Genomic DNA, 24,308 nt, shown 5'->3' with positions numbered 1-24,308 from the left:
GCTATTTTTAAGAAGCAGTCCTAAAAAATCATAAACAATATTATAACGCAACATCAAACAAAATCATAGGATTATATATAGCCTTTTTCCTTCAAACTGACAAACTTGTTTTCCCCTATGATGAGATGATCGAGTAAATCAATGCCGATGATTTTTCCGCATTCAACGAGTCGATTCGTTACCTCAATATCCTCTCGACTCGGAGTAGGGTCTCCAGAAGGGTGATTATGCAGGGCAATAACCGAGGCTGCCGACCGCTTTAAGGCTTCGCGGAAGACCTCCCTTGGGTGGACGATTGAGGCATTTAAACTGCCGATAAATATGGTCTGCTTATGAATGACTTGATTTTTCGTATTTAAATATAAGCAAACAAAATGCTCCTGCGTTAAAAAGCGCATATCATTCATCACATATTTTGCCCCATCCTCCGGCGAACGGATCACATAACGGTCATGGAAATTCAAATTGCTGATTCTGCGGCCGACTTCAACCGCCGCCAGAATTTGAATCGCCTTAGCAGGTCCAATGCCTTTAATTTCAGTGATCTCTTCCAAAGTCGCTGATTTCAGCTGCCGTAACCCTTCAAAATGGGTCAGGAGACGGTTTGCCAACTGCAGGACCGATTCATCTTTTGTCCCATTGCGAAGCAGAATGGCAATCAGTTCATGGTTCGAAAGACTCTGTGGTCCATGTTGAATAAAGCGCTCTCTTGGTCGTTCATCCTGCGGAAAATCACGTATCATTAATGTTTTTGTTGCCATTGTTTTTTCCTCCCATTTTGGCCGGGAGTTACTGATAATAAGGTTAGAACGGCAGTTGATAGCCAAGCCGCTTCAGTTCTCGTAAAGTCCTGGAAACAGGCAGGCCGACAACTGTAAAATAGTCTCCATGAATTTTTTTGACAAGCAAACTTCCCAGCTGTTGAATGCCATATGCCCCTGCTTTGTCAAATGGTTCGCCGCTTTTCACATAGGTAGTGATTTCGTTATCTGTTAACTCCCAGAACCATACTTCTGTTTTTTCATAAAATTTGGTTGAGTTTGTCTGCGAGACAATCGATACACCTGTGTAAACATGATGCTGTTTTCCGGAAAGACTGTGTAACATTGAAATAGCTTCCGCCTCATCTGCCGGCTTGCCCAAAATTTGCTCATTCGCCACCACAATTGTATCGGCGCCAATTACATAAGCATCCCGATGCTGGTTAAAAACCGCCCGTGCTTTCCGTTCTGCCAGTTCCATAACGACTTCTTCCGGTGTAAGCTTCGGGTTGTAGCTTTCATCAACTTCGCTGCTGGAAATTGCAAATGTTAAGTGGAGATTTTCTAGAAGTTCTTTTCGCCGTGGAGAAGAAGAGGCTAAAATGAGGTTTTGCATGTCATCACCTTACCTTTTTGCGTTTAAAGGGAGATACAACTCAATCGTATCAAAAATCGTCGTCGCAAACAATTTTTATATCATTAAATTTTGATGAAATTTGTAAAATTATACAGGTATTTTTCCGTGAAAGTATTTTTCCACCTAAGAAAAGTCTGCCCGGACTGGACAGACCTTATGGAGAAATAATTTCCCGGAAAATATTTGTGTGGCAATGACTCTGGCGAAATGACCATTCAGAGAGAAAAATAATATGCCACGAAGTTTAATAAATGCTGCTGGGCATCAGTTAAATTTTTTTCATCCTTCGCTGTTTCATACTGCTTTACTTTTTCATATGCTGCCGTTAATTCCTGGTTTATTTTTTTGATCTTTTCGTTGTTCATGTCAGCAGCCTTTAATTGTTTCTTAACGTCTGCCAATTTACCAGCAGATTCGGGTGGAATCTCATTGGTCAACAGTGCACTTGAGGTCGCTAGAGAAAGTGTTTGGTAGATGGATGGGACAGATTCAAAAAAGTTTTTTTCCGTTTTAGTTAAGCCGGTAATATTTTTCGCGTCCAATAATAGCGGCTTGGCAAAAACATCGGCGACACCGTTTGCTTTATAGTGGGCACCCAGTGATTTGGCGTTTTCAATTGAATCGGCAAGACCCAAAAACAAATAAAACTTGCCATCGAGATCGATTGATTGTGATGGAATATCAATCGAAGCAAGTTGTTGACTCGTCTCCTCAGCACCAGTCTTGGAAGCAAAAACACCTCCCTGAATTACGAATATGGTTTGTTGTTTATTGGCGGCCGCAGTCGTTTTTGCTGTCGTCTTATTCGTTTTCTTTGGTCCCGACTGCGCCTCATCGACAGCATTTTGTTGGGGCACTACCTTTTCGGCAGGCTGGCCATTTAATAGCTTAAGCATGAATATACCAATCGTTGAGCCAATTAAAACTGCCAATAGAGCGGTAATAAAAATGGTTCGCAGCGGGCGGCCGTTTTTCTTTTTATAATAGCTTGAAAAGGAAACCGTCTTTTTGACGCCTGCTTTTTTAGGATCATTACTCTTCCCTTTGCCGCCTGTAGCATGGAATTTTTCACGATCATTCTCCAATGATTCGGGAATGATCCAATCAAAACTTTCATCCTCTGATTCATGTGCCGCTGCTGTTTCCAGCAAATGATCGTCTTTTTTATCCGTTTGAGGCCATTCTACTATTTTGGAAGCTGTCGTCTTCATCGGCTTAAGCCCACCTTTTCGAAGTTCGTCCTGATAGGCTTTATGGTTTTCATTTATTTTAATTGTGATGGTACTGCCTTTTTTAGGCTTGTCCACATTCGCCTGCTCCTTTCGATAAAGATAGCTGATTGGTTTCATCCTATCATAACGGGCAAAAAAAATAACAAGACTTTTGTCGTCTTGTTATCGTAGACTTTCGCCAAAATTTTTATTTATCCCGCCTTAACGGGCAGTAAGACCCCTACCTCGGGGAGTCCAAGTCTACAAGGAATCTAGGTGGGGGATCAACTGCCCGTAAAGGTCCGATTGGTTCAACTAACCATCAGTGGGGGATGAAGAACCCCCCACTGATGGAAGTTTCACTTTATTGGAACTGATTAGCTCGACGGACAATTTATTAAAGGGAACAGGGGTGTTTTCCCCTTGATAGGAGCATAAATTTCTTTTTGTTCCTTGAAGGCAAACAGCATCGATTTTTTGGCCCTTTACAACGACATATGTTTGATCAGTTGGCAATAAGTAATCATTCGTATCAGGATCTTTAAACTCATCGATAAAATCAGAATCATAGAGCATTTTATAGGTAATCTTGCTCGGAAAACTATCATGTACACTTTCTTGTCTTAAAAATAAATTAGCTGCCTCTTTTAAGGCAAGTGCATTCGCAACAAAGGCCCGGTCTTTTGAATCTTGTATGACTCTTGAAATCGAGATTATCGCAATGGCAGCAACAATTCCCAAAATGACCAGGACTGCGAGCAACTCAATTAAAGTTAATCCTTTTTCATTAAAGCGCAATCGTTTTTTCATTCACAGGACCCTTTGTTCTTCCAAATGATTTAAGGTTCTTGATCGTCTTCTTCAGCTAAAAAGTCACTTAATGGATTTTTTTTATTTGAAACTTTAGGAACATCAATAGGCGGCAGATCTTTCTGCAGGTCAACCAGTTCAGGGTCATAATAAGCAGTCAAGACAGCCTCAAATTTTAGCGGTGAGGATGCTTGTTCGACTGAGACCATTTCTTCCTGACCGGTAAACTTAAGTTGGTCAATTTTGATAATCCTTTTTAAAGACTTGATTTCCTCCAAGAACTTCTCCATCTCAAAATAACTATTAGCTTCCCCTGATAATAAAATCGATGTTTGTTTCATTCCGTTAGGCAATGTTTTATCCGTTGCCGTTGCTTTTGATGTTGACGCTGAACTGCTATTGCTCTGCGTTTTTTGCGCTGTATCATTAGTAGCAGCTTGGATCGCATCTTGTCCAGAACTATTTAGTTTCGTCTCAATAATATTCGCCCCGGAAATAATTTCTGCCTTTTCTATATCCAATAACAATTGGTCAAGCATTCGTTTAACAGGTACTTGCTGTTGCAATTCCATTGAACTGACAATTGTTTGATTACTTGTTTGTTTAAGTTTATTTTGATAGATCGTTAATTCTTGGTTTGTCATTTTTAACTCTGACTTTTTTTGATCTAAGTTGGTATTAATTGGAATGATGTAAACGTAGTAGGCAAGAACAGCTAATAATCCAATGACGATCAGTCCCAGGATGAAGCCAAGCGTATGTTTTTTGGAAAACTCGAGGGTCATGGGGTTGCGCCCCCTTCCTCTTTATTATCCGTTTTGGTACTGACTTTTTTTAATAACGGAATATTCAGGTCGATTTGATATTCCGCCTGATAACGAGGTACGATCTCTCCCTCTGTTACCGTTTGATCCTGGGTACTATTCTGGTTATTCGCTAACTGCTTAAGATCAGTCTGATTTACATCATTAATCACCGCATCCGTGATCCAAGGATATTTTAAAATTGAACTTAAATAGTAGGCAGCATCCGTTTTTGTATCAAACTGAACCTTTTGGGTGATTTTGCTTTCCTCGTTCAATTCAAATTCAAGAATAAATCCCCGTTGTGGCAGAGCACTCGTCAGTTTCTGTAACACATAAACGATATTATTGGGCTGATCCTTTGCCCATTTAATGACAGTTTCCAACTTCACCACTGAATTGGAGGATTGGTAGCTTTTTAATTTCTGCTGCTGTATCTCGAGGATCTTTTGATTCATGGTTACTTGTTTATCCAAGGTGTTCAGTTCTTCCTTTTTTCCGTTTAGATAAAAGCTGAAGCAAACAAACAATATGATGAGCAGAAACAAAAAAATCCCTGCCATCACATAAATGGCGATATTCTTTTCATCTTTTTTTGGCAGCAGGTTAATTTCAACTAACATCATTACACCTCTTTTAAACCTAACCCCATATTTAGATGAAATTGGGCGGGTACCGGCTCAATGCCTGTATGTTTTTTTAGAAGATCGTTGATTTTTAAAACGGGAATCTCAAATCTTTCCTTCAATTGGGCGAATATTTCATCTAGCCAAGGATGGTCTCCATCGAGAATAATTTGTTGGACTCGCTGATTCCCCTGTTTCAAGGAATATTGATAAAAATTCATCACCTTTTCCATTTCACTATACATATCGATTAATCCATTTAGGACTTCCTGTTTGTCGCCGATAAAATCAAAGGTGATGAAGGAATCTTTTTTCTGGGTGTAATTCCATTTTTCTCTTTCGATATCGATATACAAATGTCTCATAATAACCGGGATATTATTTTCAAAGATACATACATTTGCCGATTGTAAATCGACTTGGACAATTAAGTATTGATGTTGTAATTTTGGGCGGTCTTGCAAATGAAACAGAAGTCTGTTGATCGCAAGGGCAGAAATATCAGCGGCAATCGGTTTCAACCTTGCTTTTTCAAATAGATCCGTATATTCTCTTACTTTATCTTCTGGCGCGGCAAATAGTAAAATTTCATTCGCCTTTTCTTCTGTTTCTTTTGTGTGGTCTAACAGGTAATAATCAAATACTGGTTCGTCAAATGGCAAGTGAATACTTGAACCGATTTCCATATATAAATATCCCCTTATTTCATCTTCTTGGATATCATGTGGAATGGGTATTTTACGGATAACGATATAAGGGTCTGGAACAATAAATCGGACTTGTCTCTTGGCCATTTTCCATTCGGCAACACATTGTTCTAGAATCGTCGCTAACGTATCAAAATCGAGTATTTTGCCCTCTTTGATCAAACCATTGGGCAAATAATACTCGCCCATCCTTTGAATGGCAAGCGGCTGAGTTTGTTTAAGCTCGACAAACCGGATGGCATGATCTTTTATGGTCAAATTGACCGTTTTATGTTTTCCGATCATCAAATTGAATGCCATGTTGAAAACTCCTTAAAAAAAATCAATATACCATTGCAGGATTCTTTCGCCGAAGAAATAGGCGGTGATGGTGCCCAATCCGATATAGGGTCCAAAGGCCATCGGCTTGCCTGTTTTTATCTTGCCAATCACCATGCCAGCTAGTCCAAACACAGCGCCGAAAAGGGTAGACAAAAAAAAGGCGATGAGCAAGAGCTTCGTTCCAACGGCAAGTCCGATGACGGCGAACAGTTTAATATCTCCGCCTCCCATGCCGCCTCTGCTGATAATCGCAATCACAAGCAGTAAGATAAAACCGGCTGCAGCGCCGGCAAGCGAGTCCCACCATGGAGTAAGTGGCAGGAAGAATCTCTCTGCTACCAATAGTAGCGTGAAGACGATGAGAACCTTATCAGGAATGATCATATAATGGACATCGGAAACAAAGACAATCACCATTAACGAGATCAGGGTCCAGGCGATGATCAGTTCATAGGACCAGCCGATGATCAGCGGAGCAGCTGCGAACAAAAGCCCTGTCAGCAGTTCGACAATAGGATAGAAGGGCGAAATCGGCGCCTTGCAGCGCCGGCATTTCCCCCTTAATAATACATATGATAAAACTGGAATCAGCTCAATCGCTGATAACGTATGGTTACAGTTTGGACAATGCGACCGCGGTTTGACGATGGATTGGTTAACTGGTATCCGCAGGCCGACTACGTTGTAGAAGGAACCTAATACGGTGCCGTAAATAAAAACTAGTAGATTAATCAAGATCTATTCCTCAACTTAAAGGTTAATTACTTATCGTTAGATTCGTACCACTATCATTTATTCCCTTAATCGTAGCATTTGTGAACTTAACTGTTTGTTTTCCTGCTTTTACAGTTGCTGTTATTGAGTAAGTAACCTTATTGTTGTTATCTACACTAACATTTACAGTATAATTATCAATTTTTGTGCTTTCAACAAATGAGGCTAGGTCATCTGTAGTAGTATTACCATCTGCCCCCGTAACTTTTTTTAATTGTATTGTTTTAGTATCGTCAATACCGTTTGAGGCTACATATGTCTTAGCAGCATTTAAAATTTGGATCGCATCAGACTTAACAGCATCCACTTTCGATTTCTGAATAATCCCACCAATAGCTGGAATCGCAATTGCTGCAATAATCCCCAAAATAACAATAACCGCTAGTAGTTCGATCAATGTTAACCCTTTTTGGTCTTTCAATCTTTTCCCTACTTTTTGTAACATACCCATTCTCCTTTAATAGTCAATTTGGATTATGACCTTTGTCATACAACTATATTATACTAGATTAGCAAAATAATAGAAATTGAATTTTTTTGAAAAATTTTGATTAACCAACATGTTGGAAAATATCAAACATCGGTACCAAAATCGAGGTGACAATCGTCCCGACTAAACCAGCCAAAACAACAATCATCAGCGGTTCCATCAATGATTTTAGCCGATCGGTGGCACTTTCAACTTCTTTTTCATAAAAATCAGCTACTTTTGCCAGCATTAAATCAAGTGTACCTGACTGTTCCCCGATAATAATCATTTGTGTTACCAGAGGTGGAAATGCCCAGTGCTGCTTCATCGGGTCTGTTAGTGAATGTCCATGTTCCAACGAATTCCGTGACTTTTCGATCACCCTTGCGATTACTTCATTTTCCACAATCGTCTCGACAATGGACATCGCTTGTAAAATCGGCACGGAGCTTGAAAATAACGAGCTTAATGTCCTTGTCATCCGGGCGATTGCCGCCTTCTGCAGCATTTTTCCGAAAATCGGCATTCGCAATAAGAAATAATCCAGATAATATTTTGTTTTTTTATTTTTCTTGATCGCCATAATCGCTGTGGCAAACGCTAAGAAGATGAAAATGACCAGCCACCAAAACTTTTGCATGAAATCGCTGGCACTCAGCACAAACCGGGTAATCGCCGGCAGTTCCCCGCCAAAATCTTTGAACATATCAACAAACGTCGGCACTACATTGACCAAAAGAAAAATGACTACACCGACAGCAATAATCGCAACAGTGAGGGGATAAGCAAGTGCCGAGACAATCTTTTGCTTTGTAAAGTGTTGCTTTTCAAAGTGCACTGCCAGCTTTTCCAGCGTCTCATCCATATTTCCCCCGGCTTCCCCAGCCCTAATCATATTGACAAACATATTGGAAAATATTCTTTTATGTTTTTCGGCTGCAGCCGATAATGGATGACCCTCACGTAAATCTTGTTCTACTTCGAGTAACACCTTTTTAAGCGATTTACTTTCTGTTTGTTCTGCCAAAATAGCGGTCGCCTCGACGATTGGAACTCCTGCCCTGATCAAGGTGGCGAATTGCCTTAGATAAATAACAAAATCTTGCAGTTTAACAGGGTTGCCCAATGTTAACTCTTTGGTGAAGAAAGTTTCCGGCACTTCATTTATTTCCAACACTCTGATTCCCTTGTCTTTCAGCTCAAGCAATGCTTCTCTTCTGGAAGACGCGGTTATCACACCTGACTTTTTCCCTTTTTTATCACGTCCGCTGTATTTAAATCGCGCCATCTTATTCCACCTTTTCCTGTAAGAACGGAACAACTGCTTCTTTTGCGATTGCACCTGACTGCAGTAAGTCTTTAATATTCATTTCCAGCGTTTGCATTCCTGAAGCTCTTGAAGTCTGCATGACATTGGCAATTTGATGAATTTTATCATTTCTGATCAGATTGGCAACAGCAGAATTATTGACTAAAATTTCGGTAGCTGCTCTTCTTCCTTTTCTGTCGGCAGTTGGAAACAGCCGTTGTGAAACAATCGCTACGAGAACAGAGGCAAGTTGAATTTTGATTTGTGGCTGCTGTGAAGGCGGGAATACGTCGATAATGCGGTTAATCGTTGCTGGTGCACTGGATGTATGTAATGTTCCCAAAACCAAATGCCCCGTTTCAGCTGCCGTAATGGCCGTTTGGATCGTTTCCAAATCCCGCATCTCACCGACCAGAATAACATCGGGATCCTGCCTTAACGCTGCCCTTAATCCATTCGCAAAGGTTTCCGTATCAAACCCTACCTCCCGCTGGTCAATAATACAGTTTCCATGCTTATGTAAATATTCAATCGGATCCTCCAGCGTGACGATATGTTTTCTCTGTGTTTGATTCATAAAATTTAGCAATGCCGCCAATGTCGTCGATTTTCCACTGCCCGTAGGACCGGTTACCAGCACGAGTCCATGTGGGCGATCAGCAATTTTTTTGATGATAGCTGGCAAGTCCAGTTCGTCAAGTGTGGGAATCCGTGTTGGAATCACGCGAATCGCCATCGCGATACAGGTACGTTGAAAGTAGGCATTGACCCTGAACCTTGAGACCCCTGGCAGTCCATAAGAAAAATCAAGCTCTCCTTTTTCCTTAAATCTTTCCCACATCCCGCTGGGGACAATTGCCTTTGCCATTTCTTCGGTATCAACAGGAGTTAGCGGCTCTTTGCCAAGTCTTTTTAATTCACCATTGATTCTTACAATCGGCGGAACCCCAACTGTCAAATGAATATCCGATGCCTTTACATCAAACCCGGCTTTAAGCAGAAGGTCAATTTTACTCTTCATTTTGAAAACTCCTAATCAGGGATGGCCACTCTTAAAACTTCTTCAGTGGTGGTAATTCCTTGTTTTACTTTTAATAGACCATCATCAATTAAAAAAATTGTTTTATTTTCCAAGGCTAATTCGCGAAGTCTCGAAAACGGCTCGCCATTCATAATGACCCGCCGCATCCGATCATCCATCACTAACACTTCATGAATCCCAATCCTGCCCTTATACCCCGTCATATTACAGGAAGCACAACCTTTCCCGCGGGTAACTTGGTCAATTTTCAACCCTCTTCTGGCAAAAATCTCAATTTCCCGCTTTGTCGGTTGCTGTACTTCGGCACAATCGCGGCACACTCTTCTCACCAGCCGCTGCGCCACGATTCCGCTAATAGAAGAGGCCACCATAAATGGTTCTACCCCCATGTCGATTAAACGGGTAATCGAGCCAAGAGAATCATTCGTATGAAGTGTGCTTAGAACAAGGTGACCAGTTAACGAGGCACGAATGGCAACTTCTGCTGTTTCTGTATCCCTAATTTCCCCAACCATAATAATGTTGGGATCCTGACGCAAAATAGAGCGCAGACCGGCCGCAAATGTCAAGCCAACATTCGAATTCACTTGAATTTGATTAATTCCTTCAAGCTGGTATTCAACAGGATCTTCAACCGTAATAATATTGACCTCTTCACTATTTAATCGATTCAAGGCAGCATAAAGGGTTGATGATTTTCCTGATCCGGTTGGTCCAGTTATGAGAATAATACCAGTCGGTTTTTCAATTAATCGGATAAATCTATTTAAATTTACTTTATTAAATCCCAAACTATTAAGATCGTTTAAGGCCGATCCTAAATCCAATAATCGTAAAACAATTTTTTCACCATAAATAGTAGGCAAAGTGGAGACACGAATATCAATTGGATGAAAATCGAGATTCATCTTGATCCGCCCATCTTGAGGAATCCGATGTTCGGTTATATCCATGTTCGCCATAATCTTAATTCTTGCTGTCAAAACACTTTGCATATGTTTTGGCAGACTTCTTTCTGTTCTTAAAACACCGTCAATCCGATTTCGAATAACAACTTTCGTATCATGTGGATCAATATGAATATCGCTGGCCTTTGCCGTTGCAGCATTGGAAATGATTTGATTCACCAGTTTAACAATGGGTGAATCCTTATCAACAATTTTTTCTTCCTCTGATTGGACAGACGGCTCACGGTCAAGTAATAAATCTTCAAACCCCTCATCCATGTCATAATACTTGTTTATTGCCCGAAGAATATCGTCTTTAGTGGCAATGGCCGTCTCAATATGAAATCCCGTCGATAGCCTTAAGTCATCGATCGTAATAAAATCCATTGGATCCGCCATGGCAACTAAGAGCTTTTCCCCTTCTTTTTTCAACGGAATAATTAGCCGCCTTTTGGCTATTTCTTTTGGAACAAGGGAAAAAAGGCTTGGGTCAAAAGGATAGCGGTATAAGGTAATATGAGGAATTCCCAGTTGGAACTCCAAAACCTCAATCAACTGCTGTTCCGTTATAAACCCTTTTTGGATCAAGACGTCTCCAATTTTTTGTTTTGGATTTTTATCTTTTAAGGCCATTTGTAATTGTTCTTCGGTAATTAATCCTGCTTCAATCAGTAAATCTCCAAGCCTCTTTCGCGTTTGAATCATCATAACCCCTGCTTTTTTTCTTATTTTGCAGCTTCATTCGGTTTTCCCCATAAATCACCAGAGTTTCTAGCTTCATTTGTGGTTTGATCAGAATTTTTTGTCCCCTGATTACTCTGACCCTTCCCGGTCTTTTGATCCGTTTCGTTAGAAGAATCCGCTGAATTTCCATTTTCTTTATTGCCGTTTTTCGTTCCGTTATTTCCTGTATCAGCGTTCTCTGTTCCGGTAACTGTTCCGTCCGCGTTCGTTTCTGAAGTTTGCTGCTCGTTTACTAATAAACTATGAAACACAAGCCGATTTATCGGGAGATAGAAATCTTCCGCAAGCAGCGTTTTTTCGAGGGTATTTCCATCCTCATCAACCTTGTACCGGTATACTTTAACAAGAATACCCTTCTTTCCCTGTGTTTTCACTATTTCACGATTGAACGGAAGTTTAGCATCATATTGAACTACCGTCTTAGGCTGAAATGTTTCTTTATCCTTCAACAATATGTCATAGGTATAACTAAATGGTTGCCCTTTTAATGAAACATAAAATAAATTGTTAATTATTTTAAAATTCAACTGATATTTTTGATTATTTGGATTGGTCACAACAAAATCCATATGATTATTTTGATCGACCTTTGCCTCATATCCAGCCTCTGCATATGCCGGAAGTTCCCTGCTAATATGCCTTTCTGTAATCAAAAAATTCGTCGGAAGAATCGTCTTATAAATGGCCGTTGCGATCATACTTAAACTATTGCTTGAGTAGTTCTTTAGATGATTTTTTTCAAGAAACTCCATGAGTGAGAATGATGATTCAGGCATTATTTCAATTTGCGGGAATTTCTCTGTCCAATCCATTAATTCAAAATCAGTTTCACGGTATGGAATGGTTGACTCAGAAATAACTTTATCCGGCTGCTTTTTAACTAAATAATTGTTTAACGGAATCGTATGCGTTCCCGTGCTAAGCAGCGAGGCATATCCAATTAAATCTGTTTTGATTCTGGTTAAATCAACCGCCCGTTCTTTTGATAAGTCTTTTGATAATTTCTCAAGAAACGCTGCTAAACTTTGATTGTTTAGGTCGACCTGCAACTCTGTCTGCTGACCATTTTTGGCTGATTGAAGAGATTTTTCTAATTGAAAGTGAAAAAGATTCAAATTTATTTTTGATGATTTTTCATTATAGACCACGATTATTTCTGTCTTCTCCGACCAGTTCTTTTGTTTTTCTTTAAGTTTTGAAAGGGCTTCTGCTGGATCTAAACCAGAAACATCAATCGTACCTATCTTAGTATTGCCAGCAAACTGATCCACTTTACCGAAAAAGCGGTCATAGCCCATTGCCCCATATGTTGAAAAACCAAAAATAAATAGTGAACAGGTGAACAAAGCCAAGAAAAACTTCCATTCTCGAGGATTTCTCATATTGAGTTCCTCCTACCACTATGCCTGTACATTCATGGATATTTCCACTAATACATTGGGCCCTTCCTTCTGAGCCTTTTTAATATCATCAGGGTTTAATACGGTTCCCTGTTTAAAAAGAAGGTTTCCATTTGCATCAAATATGTCTTTTAAAAGCATTTTTCCATTTAAAATTTCGATTTGCTTCTCCTTTAAGGCCGCCATATCTAAATCATCATTTAGGGGGGGTTCGGGCATTCCGGTCTCATTCAGCAAACTCTCGATAGAATGCTCATTCAAGTGATCGCTAGTTTCTTCAGCTTGTTCTGGTGTACTGTATTCAGGGTCAAGTTCGGCAGCTGCTTCTAAAAAATGACTGCCAGAATCTTCTTTCACAATAATAATATCTTTTCCGAATGTGAGGACGTATTCCGCATGTAATGCAACCTGTTTTCCTGCAATCTCCAATTCCATGCCAAGAATACTGCCTGTATTTTCATCAACGAAATATTCCATAACGGTCCCTAAAAGCTCGCCTTTTCTCGTCATGACTTTCGTATTAGATATTTTTATTTTTTTGTTTACAAGCTGGTTTGTGATCGGAATCTCATTTAAATCAATGATAGCATTTTCACTTTCGACGGTAACCGCATATTCGCCAATTCCGACCACCTTTTTAAACGGAATCGCCTTAATACTGACTTGCCAATCTTCATTGTCAATCGTCAAAAAATCGATGGAGCCTTTTTCAGGATTAATGACTAAAGATTTCACTTTACCTACTTCAATACCATCTGAAATACTAATAATTGGGAGCCCAGTAATTTGGGAGCTGCTTTTCATTTATTTCACCACACCTAATCTAAAAAATTTCACTTACTCCATTATAGCTGATAATATACTCTATTTTATAACAAATTTCGTTATTTTTTTGAATAAAGTGATTTAAAAAATTGTATTTCTTGTAATAATATGGGGTACTCTGCAACTTTTTCTTCTAATTGATCTAACAGCGGGTATAGTTTTTCAAATTGTCTATTCGAAATATAATGCTGAATTAATAAAGTTGCAAAAGTATAATACTCGGAAATCGGTAATTTCGGATGTAAATATTCAATGATCATTTGCTCATACTGATTGGGATCCATAAATTTTTGGGCAAGTTGGATTTGCGATATCATCGTAATAAAGAGCTGTTTTTGAAGAGTTTCTTGCTGCAGCTCTTGTTCCAACTCGGTATCATCCTCTAATTCCAAATCGATATCATGCGCTTGCTCCAATTGGGCTTCACGTTCTTGTTCCGGTTGGGTATCATGCGCTTGCTCCAACTCGGTATCAGGTTCAATGGTTTCAACTAGCATTTTTTGTTCAGCCAACAAATCTTCAACCTCTGCCTGAGCCCTTTCATTTCCAGCTGCCACTTCTTTCATCGATAACAGGGGAGCACTTTCAGTCGAATGGTTTAATAATTCCTCCATATCAAATGAATAGGAATCGCCCAAATCTAACAACTTCGGGCCAGCAGTTGATTCTTGAACCGGATGTTCCGCAGGAAGTTCACTAGCAGCGGAGGCCTCTCCATCTTCTAAAATCATTTGCTCCAGTTCCGCCATGTAATGATGCGACGGTGATTCTAATGGTTCATCAGCTATTGTGACCGGCTGAATCACCTCACTATGATCTTGATCGGGCTCTTCAGCTTCAATGACTTCATCTGTTTCAGCTCGATCTTCGGTTGAGAATTCAGCGATGAATCGACTTACATCATTCTCGCTTTCCATCGATTCAACAAATGATTCGCTCGCATCCTTTCGATCGATTGTTCCATCAGACAGACCTTCATGTTCAAGTGATTCTAATGGAATAGGTATTTCCTCATCATTTTCGTCCAAGTCCGTCGTTAATAACAGGGCGTCAGTTTCATTTTTTTCCTTTTCAATCGTGACTTTCGCTGTTTGATCCACTGGATTCTTAGTCAGGTCATTTTGTCTCCCTTTTTCACTATCAGTTGAATTCCCTTCTACTTCCTCAATAAAGGTAACTGACTCCAATTTCTTATACCCTAAAATAAACGTAAGCATTACTAATAATAAAAGGATGAGGTAGGATTGCCAAAGGGCCAGGACAGCCTTTGAAGCCAAACCAATTAGCGCAATTGTGAACGAAAACCCTAAAATCAATAATTTACCTTTTGTGGTGAAATCCCATCTTAAAAAGAACAGGACGGGAGCAAGGATCACAATTGAGAGTAACGCAAAAATTAACTCAGTCATGGAGTTTCTCCTTTTCAAATAGTATAAAAGAATGATTCATTCGACAAAAACATCATATTCTCAGAAAATTTCTTCCGATATTGACACATAGTTACAAAATCCTACTTAAAAATATTGTATAATAATCTTGGGATTTTTAAAAGAAGGGAGAAAATATGAAGCTAAGAAATTATTTATCTGGTACAAATGGCCTAACTATAATTGAAGTATTACTTTCGCTAACGATTTTAGGAATTATTGTCTTGGGAGTTATGCAATTTTTTACGCAGGCTTATTCTTTTACAAATTCCAATCAAAATAAAACGGTAGCGATTAACGTTGCCCGAAATGCCATGATGTACATGGAAAAACAAAATTTTATTGAAACAAGAGAAAATTTTAAAAATCATGCTTCCGCATCCCTTTTTATATGTCATGATGAATATCAACTAGTTTGGAGTAAGGAGACAACGCCAGCTGGATGTACACCAATTTCGATTAATAATATCGACTACAATGTAACGATTACTTCTACAGATGAGGATAATCAATCCTTTATGATTCCATTAGCAGTAAAAGTTGGGTGGGAAGTTAATAAAAAACCAGATTCTACCGAACTCAAAGGGGCTTTAAAAAGTGAAGATATTCGATGAAAAGGGAATTACGCTAATTGAATTATTGGCCGTTTTCACACTTTTAATGATCGTTTTGCCGGTTATTTATGGTGTGCTCACATCAGGATTAAAGCTTTACAATAAAATTCAAATTGAAGGACAACTCCGGGATGATGCTGATTATGCTGTCACCATGATCATGAACACCTTCTATTCCTATCCCTTTGATGAGGTAAAGAAGTGTGGGAACAACTGCATTGAACTGGTTGATAATCAATACACCAAAATCCAACAAGTAGATAAGAGAAGCTTTTATGAAGTCAAACAGCATGAAGATCGAGATACTGATACGACTACGAGTAAAATCATTACGTTTCTGAAAGATGCGGATGGAAATCAAATACTTGAGATCGACGGAAAAAGATTTGATGATATTTCGCACTTTAGCAATGTCAACATGACCTATACATGTAATGACAATCAGGACCATTCGCAACCAGCTGATGGAGGCTGTAAGGCGGGGATGGTCAAGATTGAATTAGAATTAAATCATAGTCGATTGGAAAAACCTTTCAAATTAACAAGTCAATTTGGCTTTTAAGGGGGGAAGTTTCATTGATTCATAACCAAAAGGGGAACGCACTGATAACCGTACTTCTCATATCATTAGTATTTACCATCATCGGTTTGGCGATCATTTCCTCCTCAATCAGTGGTACAAAACGGACAGAAAACCGAAAAACGGATATTGATGTATCTTATAACGCCATAAAAGTGGTTGGTGACATTACAACCAATATTACGAATAAACTAAATACCCTATCGCTAAAATCGTATATGACGCGATCAGGCGGGCAAACAACGATTGATCCTACATTCGATCCAAAGCTTCAAGAGCTCTTAAAAGATTCATTAACTAAAATAACAGACAACGAAAAAGCAAAAATAGAATGCCTTAGTCTCGTGGATGAAAGCGGCGCGAGCGCTTCTGAAATTATTGGATCGTCTGGCTCCTGTGTTAACGATTTAAGCAAGTTTTCTAGTTATCAGATTAACAAGGACAATGATTTTACGAGAGTGTTTGAGATTGTGCTTGTCACGAAAAATCCAAACAAGAATGAGGGTAAAATTCAGCGAACAATTCGCAAACGCTTTATTCTCTCCCCGCTGCCGAGCTTTTTAAAATATGCCGTTGGCTCTTACGGTGAAGGGAATGATTTCGGTCTGGTGTTAAACGGTTCACCGAATATTTACGGGAATGTTTATGCTAATCAATTAACGATCAGTGAAAATGCGAATTATCAGCTTAGAGATGGATCTGATAAAACATCCGCTACACCGATGCCTTCCATTAATGGGGATCTCTATAGTTCGACGGCAAATTTACTGCCAATTGTAAAGGAAAAGGAGCATTTTTATAAAGGAGAAATTCCTGAACTTAAGAATGACAGTCAATTTATTAATATTAATTTTCGGGAATCATTCGATAATCAAATGAATGATATACTTGTGGAAGGTGGTTTAGGATTGTCCTGGGACGGGGATCGGGGTGCTTTTCAAACAGATTTGCTGGATCGTATTAATGCTCAATACACGGAAAATAATCGGCCGCTATCAGATTTCGGAATTATTAAAAAAGATGGGAAAGAGGCCCCGATTAATCTGCCAAATGGAGTTACTACAGCGAAGGACAGCTATATTATGGGAAGCACACCGCCTATAGTTGATCCGATTAGCGTCAATGGTGACTTGGTCATTATGAGCAGTGGTAATGATATTACATTAGATCAACAGCTCGTTGTAAAAGGAGATCTTTATATTGTAAGCTATCAAAATATTAACTTAAGCAATATTTATGTGACTGGTGATATTCATATTGTTAACTTTGGTGGTACGATTCTGCTAAATGGGAATATCGTTGGGGCAAACAATATAGATATAGAATCCAGTGGAAATAGCGGACAAATAGAAGTAAATGGTGTAGTCATTTGTGGAAATAAATTAACTATGGGAGCCAGCGCAAATAATGACATTATCGTAAATGCCGATATTCTAGCCGGTAACAATATTATGATTAAGCCAATTGATACTTCTATAAATATCAACAAGAACATTGCGACAGCCGGCTCGCTGACCATTAATGGTAATGATGAATTAGCGGTCAAGCCAATAATAAGTGAAAATGATGAGGTTATTTTCGACTCGGTTGTCTATGTTGAAAATGAAGCATCGATTTCTAATGTGAACATCCTTGGCACAAATGATAATGAAAAACAATTAATCTTATTAGCCAATGGTAAGTTAACGATTACAAGGATTAATGAATTTAAAAATTTCCAACCTTCTAAAGAAAGTGCAAAACCTTATTTACCTGAGAAAGAAAATACGATTAAACCTTTAAAAGCCTTTTTCTATACGGAATCGAATGCCATCCTCTATGGTGTTGGTTCGCTCTTTTATATTGATGGCGGACTTTTTGCCAAGGACAGGCTAGAGATCAATGCAATTCGGGGGGAAGTCACAGATATAAAAGATTTACCACCAAGTCTTACTCAAACAGATATGTATTCCCGTTTTATTGTCAATTATAATAGCGACATACTCCTGCAAAGAATAGAGGCCCTGCCGATTGTAGACCATCTGCAAATCTATTCAGATGAACTAATTGTAGAGTAAAAAACTCGTTCCCGAACAAAGGGAACGAGTTTTTTATTACCAACGGCCTGCGCCATCTTCACCATTATCATCAGACGGCTGATCACTGTTTACTACTTCGAATAATGCGGAATCACTTGGCTCGCTGCCGTCTTTTTGTTTCACTGCCGTTGCCTTTACCGTTGAATAACCGATGTCTTTAGCGATAATATACCAAGTTCCATTTTCTTTTGTAACCGCCACTTTATCTTTCATGGTGGTTGTTACATCAGCTATCGCCTTATTGGTGGCATTGGCTGGATTGAAAATCAGTAGATCTTCGACTGGGATCTTTTCATTCTTAGGAATTTTAAATACAGCCTTTTTAAATTTAATTTCTTTTAAGGCGACATATGGATCTTTTACATGAATCGGAACCGTAACGGTAATATCGGAACCATCTTTAGGTTTAATAATTAGTACCGTAGTACCTTCCTTTACACCAAATATTTGATTTGCATCCAATAAGTTTGCAACTTCCTCATTAGCTATAGAAATAGTTAAGTCTTTATTGGTTGCATCATTTGGAAGGATCGTCACTGTAAATTCAACCGATTTACCTACTTCAACCTCAATTGGATTCGGGGCAACCGAGACAGATTCAATTTTCTTTAAAATCTTAATGGTTTTTGTAATCGGCTGATTATCTAAAGCAAACCCGCCTTCAGCTTTAATCGTGATAGTATTATCTCCTGATTTTGTTATCGGAATAACATCATTCGGATTAAATTCTACCCATGGCTGTTGATTAATCGAGTAGTAATACTTCACTTCTTTACCCGGAATCAGTTTTGATAATTTCACATCGACAAACTCATTGGCTGTATCCCCGGAATTATATTGCTTACCGGTGTCTTTTCCTTTGAGCTCAAAATCAGGTTTTAAATGGATGGTTGCTGTTTCGTCATCAAAATAGGTAATGATGATCGATGTACCATCTTGACCGAAAACCATTTCCTTAACAGGTTTGTTTTTCAAACCATAATTATTTGGAAAATCTGTTTGGGAAATTGTGTTCTTTAATGTATCATTTATTTTTGTAATGATTCCAAACGAATCTCCTTCATATATGATATCAGGAAACTGATTCAATCTAACCTTCATATTAATGACCTGATTGGAGGCAGGAATAGAGGTCTCTTGTGTTTGCGTAAACCTGCTATCTTTAAATTGCAAAATGGCTTTTGGCATCACGGTATTACTCAGTGCCCAATCAGCTTGTAAATTAAGAACCGCAGGAACTTGGGTTGGACTAAAAGCCCCATTTTCATAATTGATAATCTGAGATAGATCAATCTGCACTGCCGGTTTGCCATTATAAGTAATAAGTTTAATACCTGGTGACGGGATTAAAGAAATACCTTCAGGCAATGGTTGTATAATTCTCAAATTGCTTAATGTTCCCTTAACGGTATTATTTATAAGCCCATATGGAGACAAACTATATGTCACATTAAATTGGTTCGTTGTTTGCTTAACGTTTGAAATTTTGATTAAATTATCAACGGTATTCGTAACTCCATTTAATGTCATTGAGCCTTTAAAGCCTGGTGGTGCATCCGGTTTAACCTCGATTGTAACTGGTTCGTGTTTGAGTGTGACAATAGTACCATCAAGGTTTCTGTAAGTCATATAAATATTATCGAACGTATACGTACCTGTTTCAGAAAAACTGAATGGGAAGCTGATATCCTTTGATTGATTAACCTCTTGATTGAATGGAAAATTAAAGTTGAATTTATAAATAGCCGTATTTCCTTCAAGTCTTGCGTCTGTTCCGTCTACTAAACTTACTTTTCCGTTAAACTTACTTAAATCGACTGATACTTCCCCATCAATAGCAGGAGTGGCAACGTCTTTTGAAATATCCTGGAAAATACCAGAAATATTATCTGTATTAGCTTGTCGTGCGGTAACCCCGGTTTTCGATGAAAGCTCACGCAAATAGGCCATATCCACTTCAGAGTCACTGCCGAAACCAATGGAAAATAGCTTAATATTTTTCTCCGCTAGTTTATTGGCCATTGAGACTCCATGACTTCTGATATTGTTTACAGTTGCTGTAACCGACATGCTCTTATTATATCTGGTTCCATTTAATTCATAATACACTTTGTTTGTCATGCTTTTACCGGAACCATATAATTCATAATGCACAGGAACATCCTCAGTAACTTGTTTTGTTTCGTAAACAGGTTTTTCACTACAAAATAAGATACCTAGGATACATTCAGTCTTCGTACCTACCTGTACTTGTTTATTATAGGTCATTTTTTCATTAAAGATGGAAAAAGTAGGTTCACCATCCGTCAAAAAGATAATGTATTTATTGTTTTGCGATCCATCCAGTAGCTCAATTGCTTTTTCAAATGACTGCGTATAGTTCGTTCCGCCTTTTGCTGTAAGTGATTGGGCCGTCTGATTAATTTTATCCAATCCTTCATTTATCGTTGTCGGAGAAAAATTTACTACCTGTTCTACATCCGAACTAAAAGAAATAAAAGCAAACCGATCATTTGGACCTGCATTTTTTTTGAAATAACTGACAGCCTCAGCCATGGCATTTTTGGCGCTTTTGAATTTTTGCGGGTTCTTCCCTGATTCATCCATAGACCCCGATTTATCAAAAATAAATACAACATCTATCGGATCGCGATTTGCATTCGTTGACTTTCCGGACGGTGTTAAGTGAACATCGAGATTGCCCAATGCATTTTGATCTTGTGGTTTAACAATAACATTTTGTGATGGATTTACACTAAAATCTACCTTTGGCGGATTGTTTGATTGTGCAAAGGACTTATTCGGTATGCTGAAAATTACCATTAGTAGAAGTAATCCAAATAATGCATAGATTCTTTTCATAGATGATTCCTCCTTCCTATAAATAGATTTTTTTCTTTATATAAATGATGCTATTTTCCTATTTTCCTTCTACTAGTAGTATATCAAATTAATAATCATTATAAAATGAATTTTTTTATTGAAGAATGGGACTTTTTTATAAAATATTTAATATTTTGAAATCAAACATAATCAAAAGAAAAAGTCAAAAAGATCGATTCACTGAATCGACCTTTTTGAAAAACTATATAAAAGAAATCGTTAACAAGTCGAATACTCCGCGACCCGGTTCCGTCCGGCCCGTTTTGCGCCGACATAAAGCGCTCTGTCGGCATGGCGAATTAATGCAAGGGCATCTTCTGCATCCTCAGGTGCCACAGCAACGCCAATGGAAACGGTAATCGGCACCTGATGTTCTCTTTGATCCAAGGATTGGCGTAAAACGAAAGGCCAATTTCCGATCGACTGCCTCATCAGTTCGGCCAACTGAAAAGCTTCTTGTTTCGACAGGTCTGGCAAAAGGACAACAAATTCCTCGCCCCCATAACGGGCCACTGTCCCCCGGTCACCTACTAGTTTACAAATTCTGTTTGCTAGTTCGATAAGGATTTCATTTCCACTTTGGTGGCCATAGGTATCGTTAATCGTTTTAAAATGGTCAATATCCAGGATAATTAAGGCAAGCTGCTGCCGTTTAAAATGAAGCAATTGATCAAATTCATGCACCAACACATTTTCAAAATAACGATAATTATATAATTTCGTTAACGGGCAACGTTCACTCTGCCGCTTTGTCTGCTCATAGTGCTTGGCATTTTCCAGAGCAACCGCAAAAGATGAGCAAAGAATTTCGAGAATCATCAGTTGGTATTTTTCATAGGCACGTTTTTGATTGGATGCGAGAATTAAGACGCCAATTATTTTGTTACTTCTTTCGATAGGAACAGCTAAAATACTCTCAGCATCTGAAGGAATATTACCGGTTTCATACTGCTTCCATTCCTTCTTTTTATTGAAAAGATGGGCTTTTCCGCTCTGCCATACTAAGCCGCTGATACCTTCCGTTTTTTTCATTGATTTCATTTCATTCGGCAGAACCGTTCCATTTTCCATGCGGCGGAGCAATCTAGGCTCTTCACCCTCTGATTCTAAAATATAAGCATAATCGACCGGCAGCATGTCACTAAGCTTTTGGATAAATAAATGAATTACATCGTTTTCATTCAGACGCTCGGCCATCTGATGGCCGATTTCAGCTGCTTTTTGCAAGTATTCATTGATCTTTTGACTGGAATAATAGAGATTGAAAATAATTGACACACTAATAAATGGAACTCCAACAAACAAGAGTGCTAATATTCCAACCTGATTGTATAAAATATATAATACGATCCCAATTGGGAAGGTAATGATTGTTGTAATCGTTTCAACAAAGAAGTCCTTCCCCCAAAATGATGTTTTATAAATAAAATGAAGATGAAGTGAAATGATAATTTGATTGATTCCATAGTTAGCAAATGAATAAACAACAGCGAGCCAAATGGCGCTTAGGTTCCCGCTCAATGTTGGCGCAACTTCACCACCAAGAGTATAATAAATAATCCCGCTGAAGAATGAAACGGCAAAAAACATATTTAAATTTAGCGGATATCGGAAAAACTCTTCCCGTCGATAAACATGTGACCTTAACAGGACCACGACAACCGCAAACTGGGCAAAAATAATCTCAAAAAACAAGCCAAATTTTAAAAAGGTAGCTAAAGCCACCCACTGAATTAAAAAAATAAACATATTATTGATGACAATCGGCATCGCCGCAACCACCAATGTCAGCAAGAAAAATGCCAATAAATCAGGCCAATTACCTGAAAAATGAGGGGGGTAAGTTTTATAGGTAAACCATAAACCGGCTGGAACCACAATGGTCCACGATAGATAAATAATTCTTTTCAAAAGTGGATTAATTTTCATCTAAAGCCCCCCTTTTCAAAATGTTACTAATTCAAGATAAATTAATTTTATCAAATATTAAGAAGCTTGTCACAGTGAAATTGTCTTATTTTTCAAATAACAACATAAAAATGGTTTAACTTCTGAAATAAAATAGAGTGAGCCTGTAATAACCAGCATGTCGCTGCCCTTAAGGTCTTGTATCTCTTCAGAAAGGTATGTTTTCCAATCATCTACCGCTGTTTTATTTGCTGATTGACTGATTTTCAAAAAGTCTTCCGCTTTTGCCGCCCGTGGATAATCGAAATTGACAAATGTAATCTGGCTGGCCACTTTATCCAGCTTGGCGATCATTTTGTCGTATTTTTTATCCTTTAACGCTGCAAACACTACGTGAATCGTACGGTCAGAAAAACGCGATGATAATTCATGTACTAACGTGGTAATGCCCTCATCATTATGCGCCCCATCAATGATTACCAACGGAAGCTCCGAGAGAATTTCAAATCTTCCCGGCCAATAAGTATGCGTTAATCCTTTTCGTATATCCTGCTCCGTGATTTTATACAAGCCTGCCTGATTTAAATATTGGGCCGTGCAAATGGCTAACGCCGCATTTTCCGTTTGATGCTGACCAATCATGCTGATTTCCAGCTGTTTCAAAGTTTCTGTCGCAGTTTGGAGCGTAAAGACTTCCCCTTTTATCATGGAGTGGTGATCGCTAATGATAAAATCTTCACCTAAGTGATAAAGCGGCGCTTCCATTATATTCGCCTGGTCTTTCATCACCTTTAATGCCCCCGGATGTTTAACTGCTGTAAAAACCGGGGTAGCTTGTTTAATAATGCCTGCTTTTTCAAACGCGATTTCTTCATATGTGTCGCCAAGGATATTGGTATGGTCAAGGCCGATATTCGTAATGATCGAGACCAGCGGTTGAATAATATTGGTCGAGTCAAAGCGGCCGCCCAAGCCTACCTCATAAAGAACGACATCTACTTTTGGATGATGGGCAAAATAATAAAACGACATTGCCGTGATTACTTCGAACTCTGTTGGACCACCAAGCTCTGTTTCCTCCAATTGCTCTGCTAACGGTAGAATGATATTTGTTAAATTTAAGATTTCTTCGTCACTGATAGGTTTCCCATTGATACTGATCCGTTCATTAAAATGTTCAATATAGGGAGAAGTAAACGTCCCGACAGTATAGCCAGCCTCCTGGAGTATTGAACGTAAAAAGGCTACCGTTGATCCTTTCCCGTTTGTCCCGCCGATATGAACCATTTTCAGATTTTCTTCCGGAAACCCGAGCCTTGCCATCATCCATTCCATCCGTTTTAATCCAGGCTTAATGCCAAGTCTTAGCCGCCCATGAATCCACTCCAGGGCTTCTTCATAGGTTGTTAACATTCCTGCCACCCCCAATATT

Annotated in this window: 21 protein-coding genes; 3 read left to right on the top strand and 18 right to left on the bottom strand. The window is 38.8% G+C overall.

The window, feature by feature from the left end; translation table 11 throughout:
* Positions 1-71 precede the first annotated feature (71 nt).
* The 15 genes from radC to JK635_RS03095 form a co-directional block, all read right to left on the bottom strand.
* A complete protein-coding gene (gene radC, locus JK635_RS03165; protein ID WP_202652306.1) occupies positions 72-761 on the bottom strand; it encodes a RadC family protein in 690 nt (229 codons plus the stop codon).
* A gap of 43 nt (positions 762-804) precedes the next feature.
* A complete protein-coding gene (locus JK635_RS03160) occupies positions 805-1,377 on the bottom strand; it encodes a Maf family protein (RefSeq protein ID WP_202652304.1) in 573 nt (190 codons plus the stop codon).
* Positions 1,378-1,613: 236 nt separating this feature from the next.
* Positions 1,614-2,705, bottom strand: coding sequence for a hypothetical protein (locus tag JK635_RS03155; RefSeq protein ID WP_202652302.1), 1,092 nt, complete (start codon positions 2,703-2,705; stop codon positions 1,614-1,616).
* A 219-nt stretch (positions 2,706-2,924) separates the two neighbouring features.
* Positions 2,925-3,419, bottom strand: coding sequence for a type II secretion system protein (locus JK635_RS03150; RefSeq protein WP_202652300.1), 495 nt, complete (start codon positions 3,417-3,419; stop codon positions 2,925-2,927).
* A gap of 29 nt (positions 3,420-3,448) precedes the next feature.
* Positions 3,449-4,204 carry a pilus assembly protein PilO gene (locus JK635_RS03145; protein ID WP_202652299.1) on the bottom strand — a complete coding sequence of 252 codons (756 nt, stop codon included), beginning with the start codon at positions 4,202-4,204 and terminating at the stop codon, positions 3,449-3,451.
* A complete protein-coding gene (locus tag JK635_RS03140) occupies positions 4,201-4,848 on the bottom strand; it encodes a fimbrial assembly protein (protein WP_202652297.1) in 648 nt (215 codons plus the stop codon). Before JK635_RS03140 ends, JK635_RS03145 begins: the two co-directional genes overlap by 4 nt.
* A complete protein-coding gene (gene pilM / locus JK635_RS03135) occupies positions 4,848-5,855 on the bottom strand; it encodes a type IV pilus biogenesis protein PilM (protein ID WP_202652295.1) in 1,008 nt (335 codons plus the stop codon). The genes JK635_RS03140 and pilM overlap by 1 nt, the downstream gene beginning before the upstream one ends.
* 12 nt (positions 5,856-5,867) lie before the next feature.
* The gene (locus tag JK635_RS03130; RefSeq protein WP_202652293.1) at positions 5,868-6,611 is read right to left on the bottom strand and encodes a prepilin peptidase; all 744 of its coding nucleotides are present in this window, start codon (positions 6,609-6,611) and stop codon (positions 5,868-5,870) included.
* A 22-nt stretch (positions 6,612-6,633) separates the two neighbouring features.
* Positions 6,634-7,095, bottom strand: a complete 462-nt coding sequence (locus tag JK635_RS03125) for a prepilin-type N-terminal cleavage/methylation domain-containing protein (protein WP_202652291.1) — start codon at positions 7,093-7,095, stop codon at positions 6,634-6,636.
* Positions 7,096-7,201: 106 nt separating this feature from the next.
* Entirely contained in the window at positions 7,202-8,407 is a 1,206-nt protein-coding gene (locus JK635_RS03120; RefSeq protein ID WP_202652289.1) for a type II secretion system F family protein, read from the bottom strand.
* A gap of 1 nt (position 8,408) precedes the next feature.
* Positions 8,409-9,449, bottom strand: coding sequence for a type IV pilus twitching motility protein PilT (locus tag JK635_RS03115; protein ID WP_202652287.1), 1,041 nt, complete (start codon positions 9,447-9,449; stop codon positions 8,409-8,411).
* Positions 9,450-9,460: 11 nt separating this feature from the next.
* Positions 9,461-11,125, bottom strand: a complete 1,665-nt coding sequence (locus tag JK635_RS03110; protein ID WP_202652285.1) for a GspE/PulE family protein — start codon at positions 11,123-11,125, stop codon at positions 9,461-9,463.
* 17 nt (positions 11,126-11,142) lie between these two features.
* Positions 11,143-12,543 carry a G5 domain-containing protein gene (locus JK635_RS03105; protein ID WP_202652283.1) on the bottom strand — a complete coding sequence of 467 codons (1,401 nt, stop codon included), beginning with the start codon at positions 12,541-12,543 and terminating at the stop codon, positions 11,143-11,145.
* An 18-nt stretch (positions 12,544-12,561) separates the two neighbouring features.
* Positions 12,562-13,365, bottom strand: a complete 804-nt coding sequence (locus tag JK635_RS03100) for a PRC-barrel domain-containing protein (RefSeq protein WP_202652281.1) — start codon at positions 13,363-13,365, stop codon at positions 12,562-12,564.
* Positions 13,366-13,445: 80 nt separating this feature from the next.
* Complete coding sequence (locus JK635_RS03095) at positions 13,446-14,795, bottom strand: hypothetical protein (protein WP_202652279.1); 1,350 nt, start codon at positions 14,793-14,795, stop codon at positions 13,446-13,448.
* A gap of 155 nt (positions 14,796-14,950) precedes the next feature.
* Here JK635_RS03095 and JK635_RS03090 point away from each other — a divergent pair, with 155 nt between their 5' ends.
* The 3 genes from JK635_RS03090 to JK635_RS03080 are packed head-to-tail and all read left to right on the top strand — an operon-like array spanning position 14,951 to position 18,064.
* Positions 14,951-15,427, top strand: coding sequence for a type IV pilus modification PilV family protein (locus JK635_RS03090; protein ID WP_202652277.1), 477 nt, complete (start codon positions 14,951-14,953; stop codon positions 15,425-15,427).
* Positions 15,411-15,989, top strand: coding sequence for a PilW family protein (locus JK635_RS03085; RefSeq protein ID WP_202652275.1), 579 nt, complete (start codon positions 15,411-15,413; stop codon positions 15,987-15,989). Before JK635_RS03090 ends, JK635_RS03085 begins: the two co-directional genes overlap by 17 nt.
* Before the next feature lie 14 nt (positions 15,990-16,003).
* The gene (locus tag JK635_RS03080; RefSeq protein ID WP_202652273.1) at positions 16,004-18,064 is read left to right on the top strand and encodes a hypothetical protein; all 2,061 of its coding nucleotides are present in this window, start codon (positions 16,004-16,006) and stop codon (positions 18,062-18,064) included.
* A gap of 36 nt (positions 18,065-18,100) precedes the next feature.
* Here JK635_RS03080 and JK635_RS03075 read toward each other — a convergent pair whose 3' ends face one another.
* From JK635_RS03075 to JK635_RS03065, 3 genes are all read right to left on the bottom strand, one after another.
* Positions 18,101-20,947 carry a VWA domain-containing protein gene (locus JK635_RS03075; protein WP_202652271.1) on the bottom strand — a complete coding sequence of 949 codons (2,847 nt, stop codon included), beginning with the start codon at positions 20,945-20,947 and terminating at the stop codon, positions 18,101-18,103.
* Between the two features lie 240 nt (positions 20,948-21,187).
* Positions 21,188-22,897: a sensor domain-containing diguanylate cyclase gene (locus tag JK635_RS03070; RefSeq protein WP_202652269.1), complete on the bottom strand. Its 1,710-nt coding sequence runs from the start codon at positions 22,895-22,897 to the stop codon at positions 21,188-21,190.
* 69 nt (positions 22,898-22,966) lie between these two features.
* Positions 22,967-24,289 carry a bifunctional folylpolyglutamate synthase/dihydrofolate synthase gene (locus tag JK635_RS03065; protein WP_202652267.1) on the bottom strand — a complete coding sequence of 441 codons (1,323 nt, stop codon included), beginning with the start codon at positions 24,287-24,289 and terminating at the stop codon, positions 22,967-22,969.
* Between the last annotated feature and the right edge of the window lie 19 nt (positions 24,290-24,308).

Origin of the sequence: Neobacillus paridis (genome assembly GCF_016765675.1) — a bacterium.
Lineage (GTDB): Bacteria > Bacillota > Bacilli > Bacillales > Cytobacillaceae > Neobacillus > Neobacillus paridis.
Note: the sequence above shows the minus strand (reverse complement) of the source record. Positions and strands in the feature narration are given on the sequence as shown.

Excerpts from the sequence above, each read along its gene's own strand:
- pilM (WP_202652295.1), bottom strand. The coding sequence starts at position 5,855 with ATGGCATTCAATTTGATGATCGGAAAACATAAAACGGTCAATTTGACC.
- JK635_RS03105 (WP_202652283.1), bottom strand. The coding sequence starts at position 12,543 with ATGAGAAATCCTCGAGAATGGAAGTTTTTCTTGGCTTTGTTCACCTGT.
- JK635_RS03065 (WP_202652267.1), bottom strand. The coding sequence starts at position 24,289 with ATGTTAACAACCTATGAAGAAGCCCTGGAGTGGATTCATGGGCGGCTA.
- JK635_RS03110 (WP_202652285.1), bottom strand. The coding sequence starts at position 11,125 with ATGATGATTCAAACGCGAAAGAGGCTTGGAGATTTACTGATTGAAGCA.
- JK635_RS03075 (WP_202652271.1), bottom strand. The coding sequence starts at position 20,947 with ATGAAAAGAATCTATGCATTATTTGGATTACTTCTACTAATGGTAATT.
- JK635_RS03070 (WP_202652269.1), bottom strand. The coding sequence starts at position 22,897 with ATGAAAATTAATCCACTTTTGAAAAGAATTATTTATCTATCGTGGACC.
- radC (WP_202652306.1), bottom strand. The coding sequence starts at position 761 with ATGGCAACAAAAACATTAATGATACGTGATTTTCCGCAGGATGAACGA.
- JK635_RS03125 (WP_202652291.1), bottom strand. The coding sequence starts at position 7,095 with ATGTTACAAAAAGTAGGGAAAAGATTGAAAGACCAAAAAGGGTTAACA.
- JK635_RS03160 (WP_202652304.1), bottom strand. The coding sequence starts at position 1,377 with ATGCAAAACCTCATTTTAGCCTCTTCTTCTCCACGGCGAAAAGAACTT.
- JK635_RS03115 (WP_202652287.1), bottom strand. The coding sequence starts at position 9,449 with ATGAAGAGTAAAATTGACCTTCTGCTTAAAGCCGGGTTTGATGTAAAG.
- JK635_RS03145 (WP_202652299.1), bottom strand. The coding sequence starts at position 4,204 with ATGACCCTCGAGTTTTCCAAAAAACATACGCTTGGCTTCATCCTGGGA.
- JK635_RS03100 (WP_202652281.1), bottom strand. The coding sequence starts at position 13,365 with ATGAAAAGCAGCTCCCAAATTACTGGGCTCCCAATTATTAGTATTTCA.
- JK635_RS03150 (WP_202652300.1), bottom strand. The coding sequence starts at position 3,419 with ATGAAAAAACGATTGCGCTTTAATGAAAAAGGATTAACTTTAATTGAG.
- JK635_RS03140 (WP_202652297.1), bottom strand. The coding sequence starts at position 4,848 with ATGATGTTAGTTGAAATTAACCTGCTGCCAAAAAAAGATGAAAAGAAT.
- JK635_RS03095 (WP_202652279.1), bottom strand. The coding sequence starts at position 14,795 with ATGACTGAGTTAATTTTTGCGTTACTCTCAATTGTGATCCTTGCTCCC.
- JK635_RS03090 (WP_202652277.1), top strand. The coding sequence starts at position 14,951 with ATGAAGCTAAGAAATTATTTATCTGGTACAAATGGCCTAACTATAATT.
- JK635_RS03120 (WP_202652289.1), bottom strand. The coding sequence starts at position 8,407 with ATGGCGCGATTTAAATACAGCGGACGTGATAAAAAAGGGAAAAAGTCA.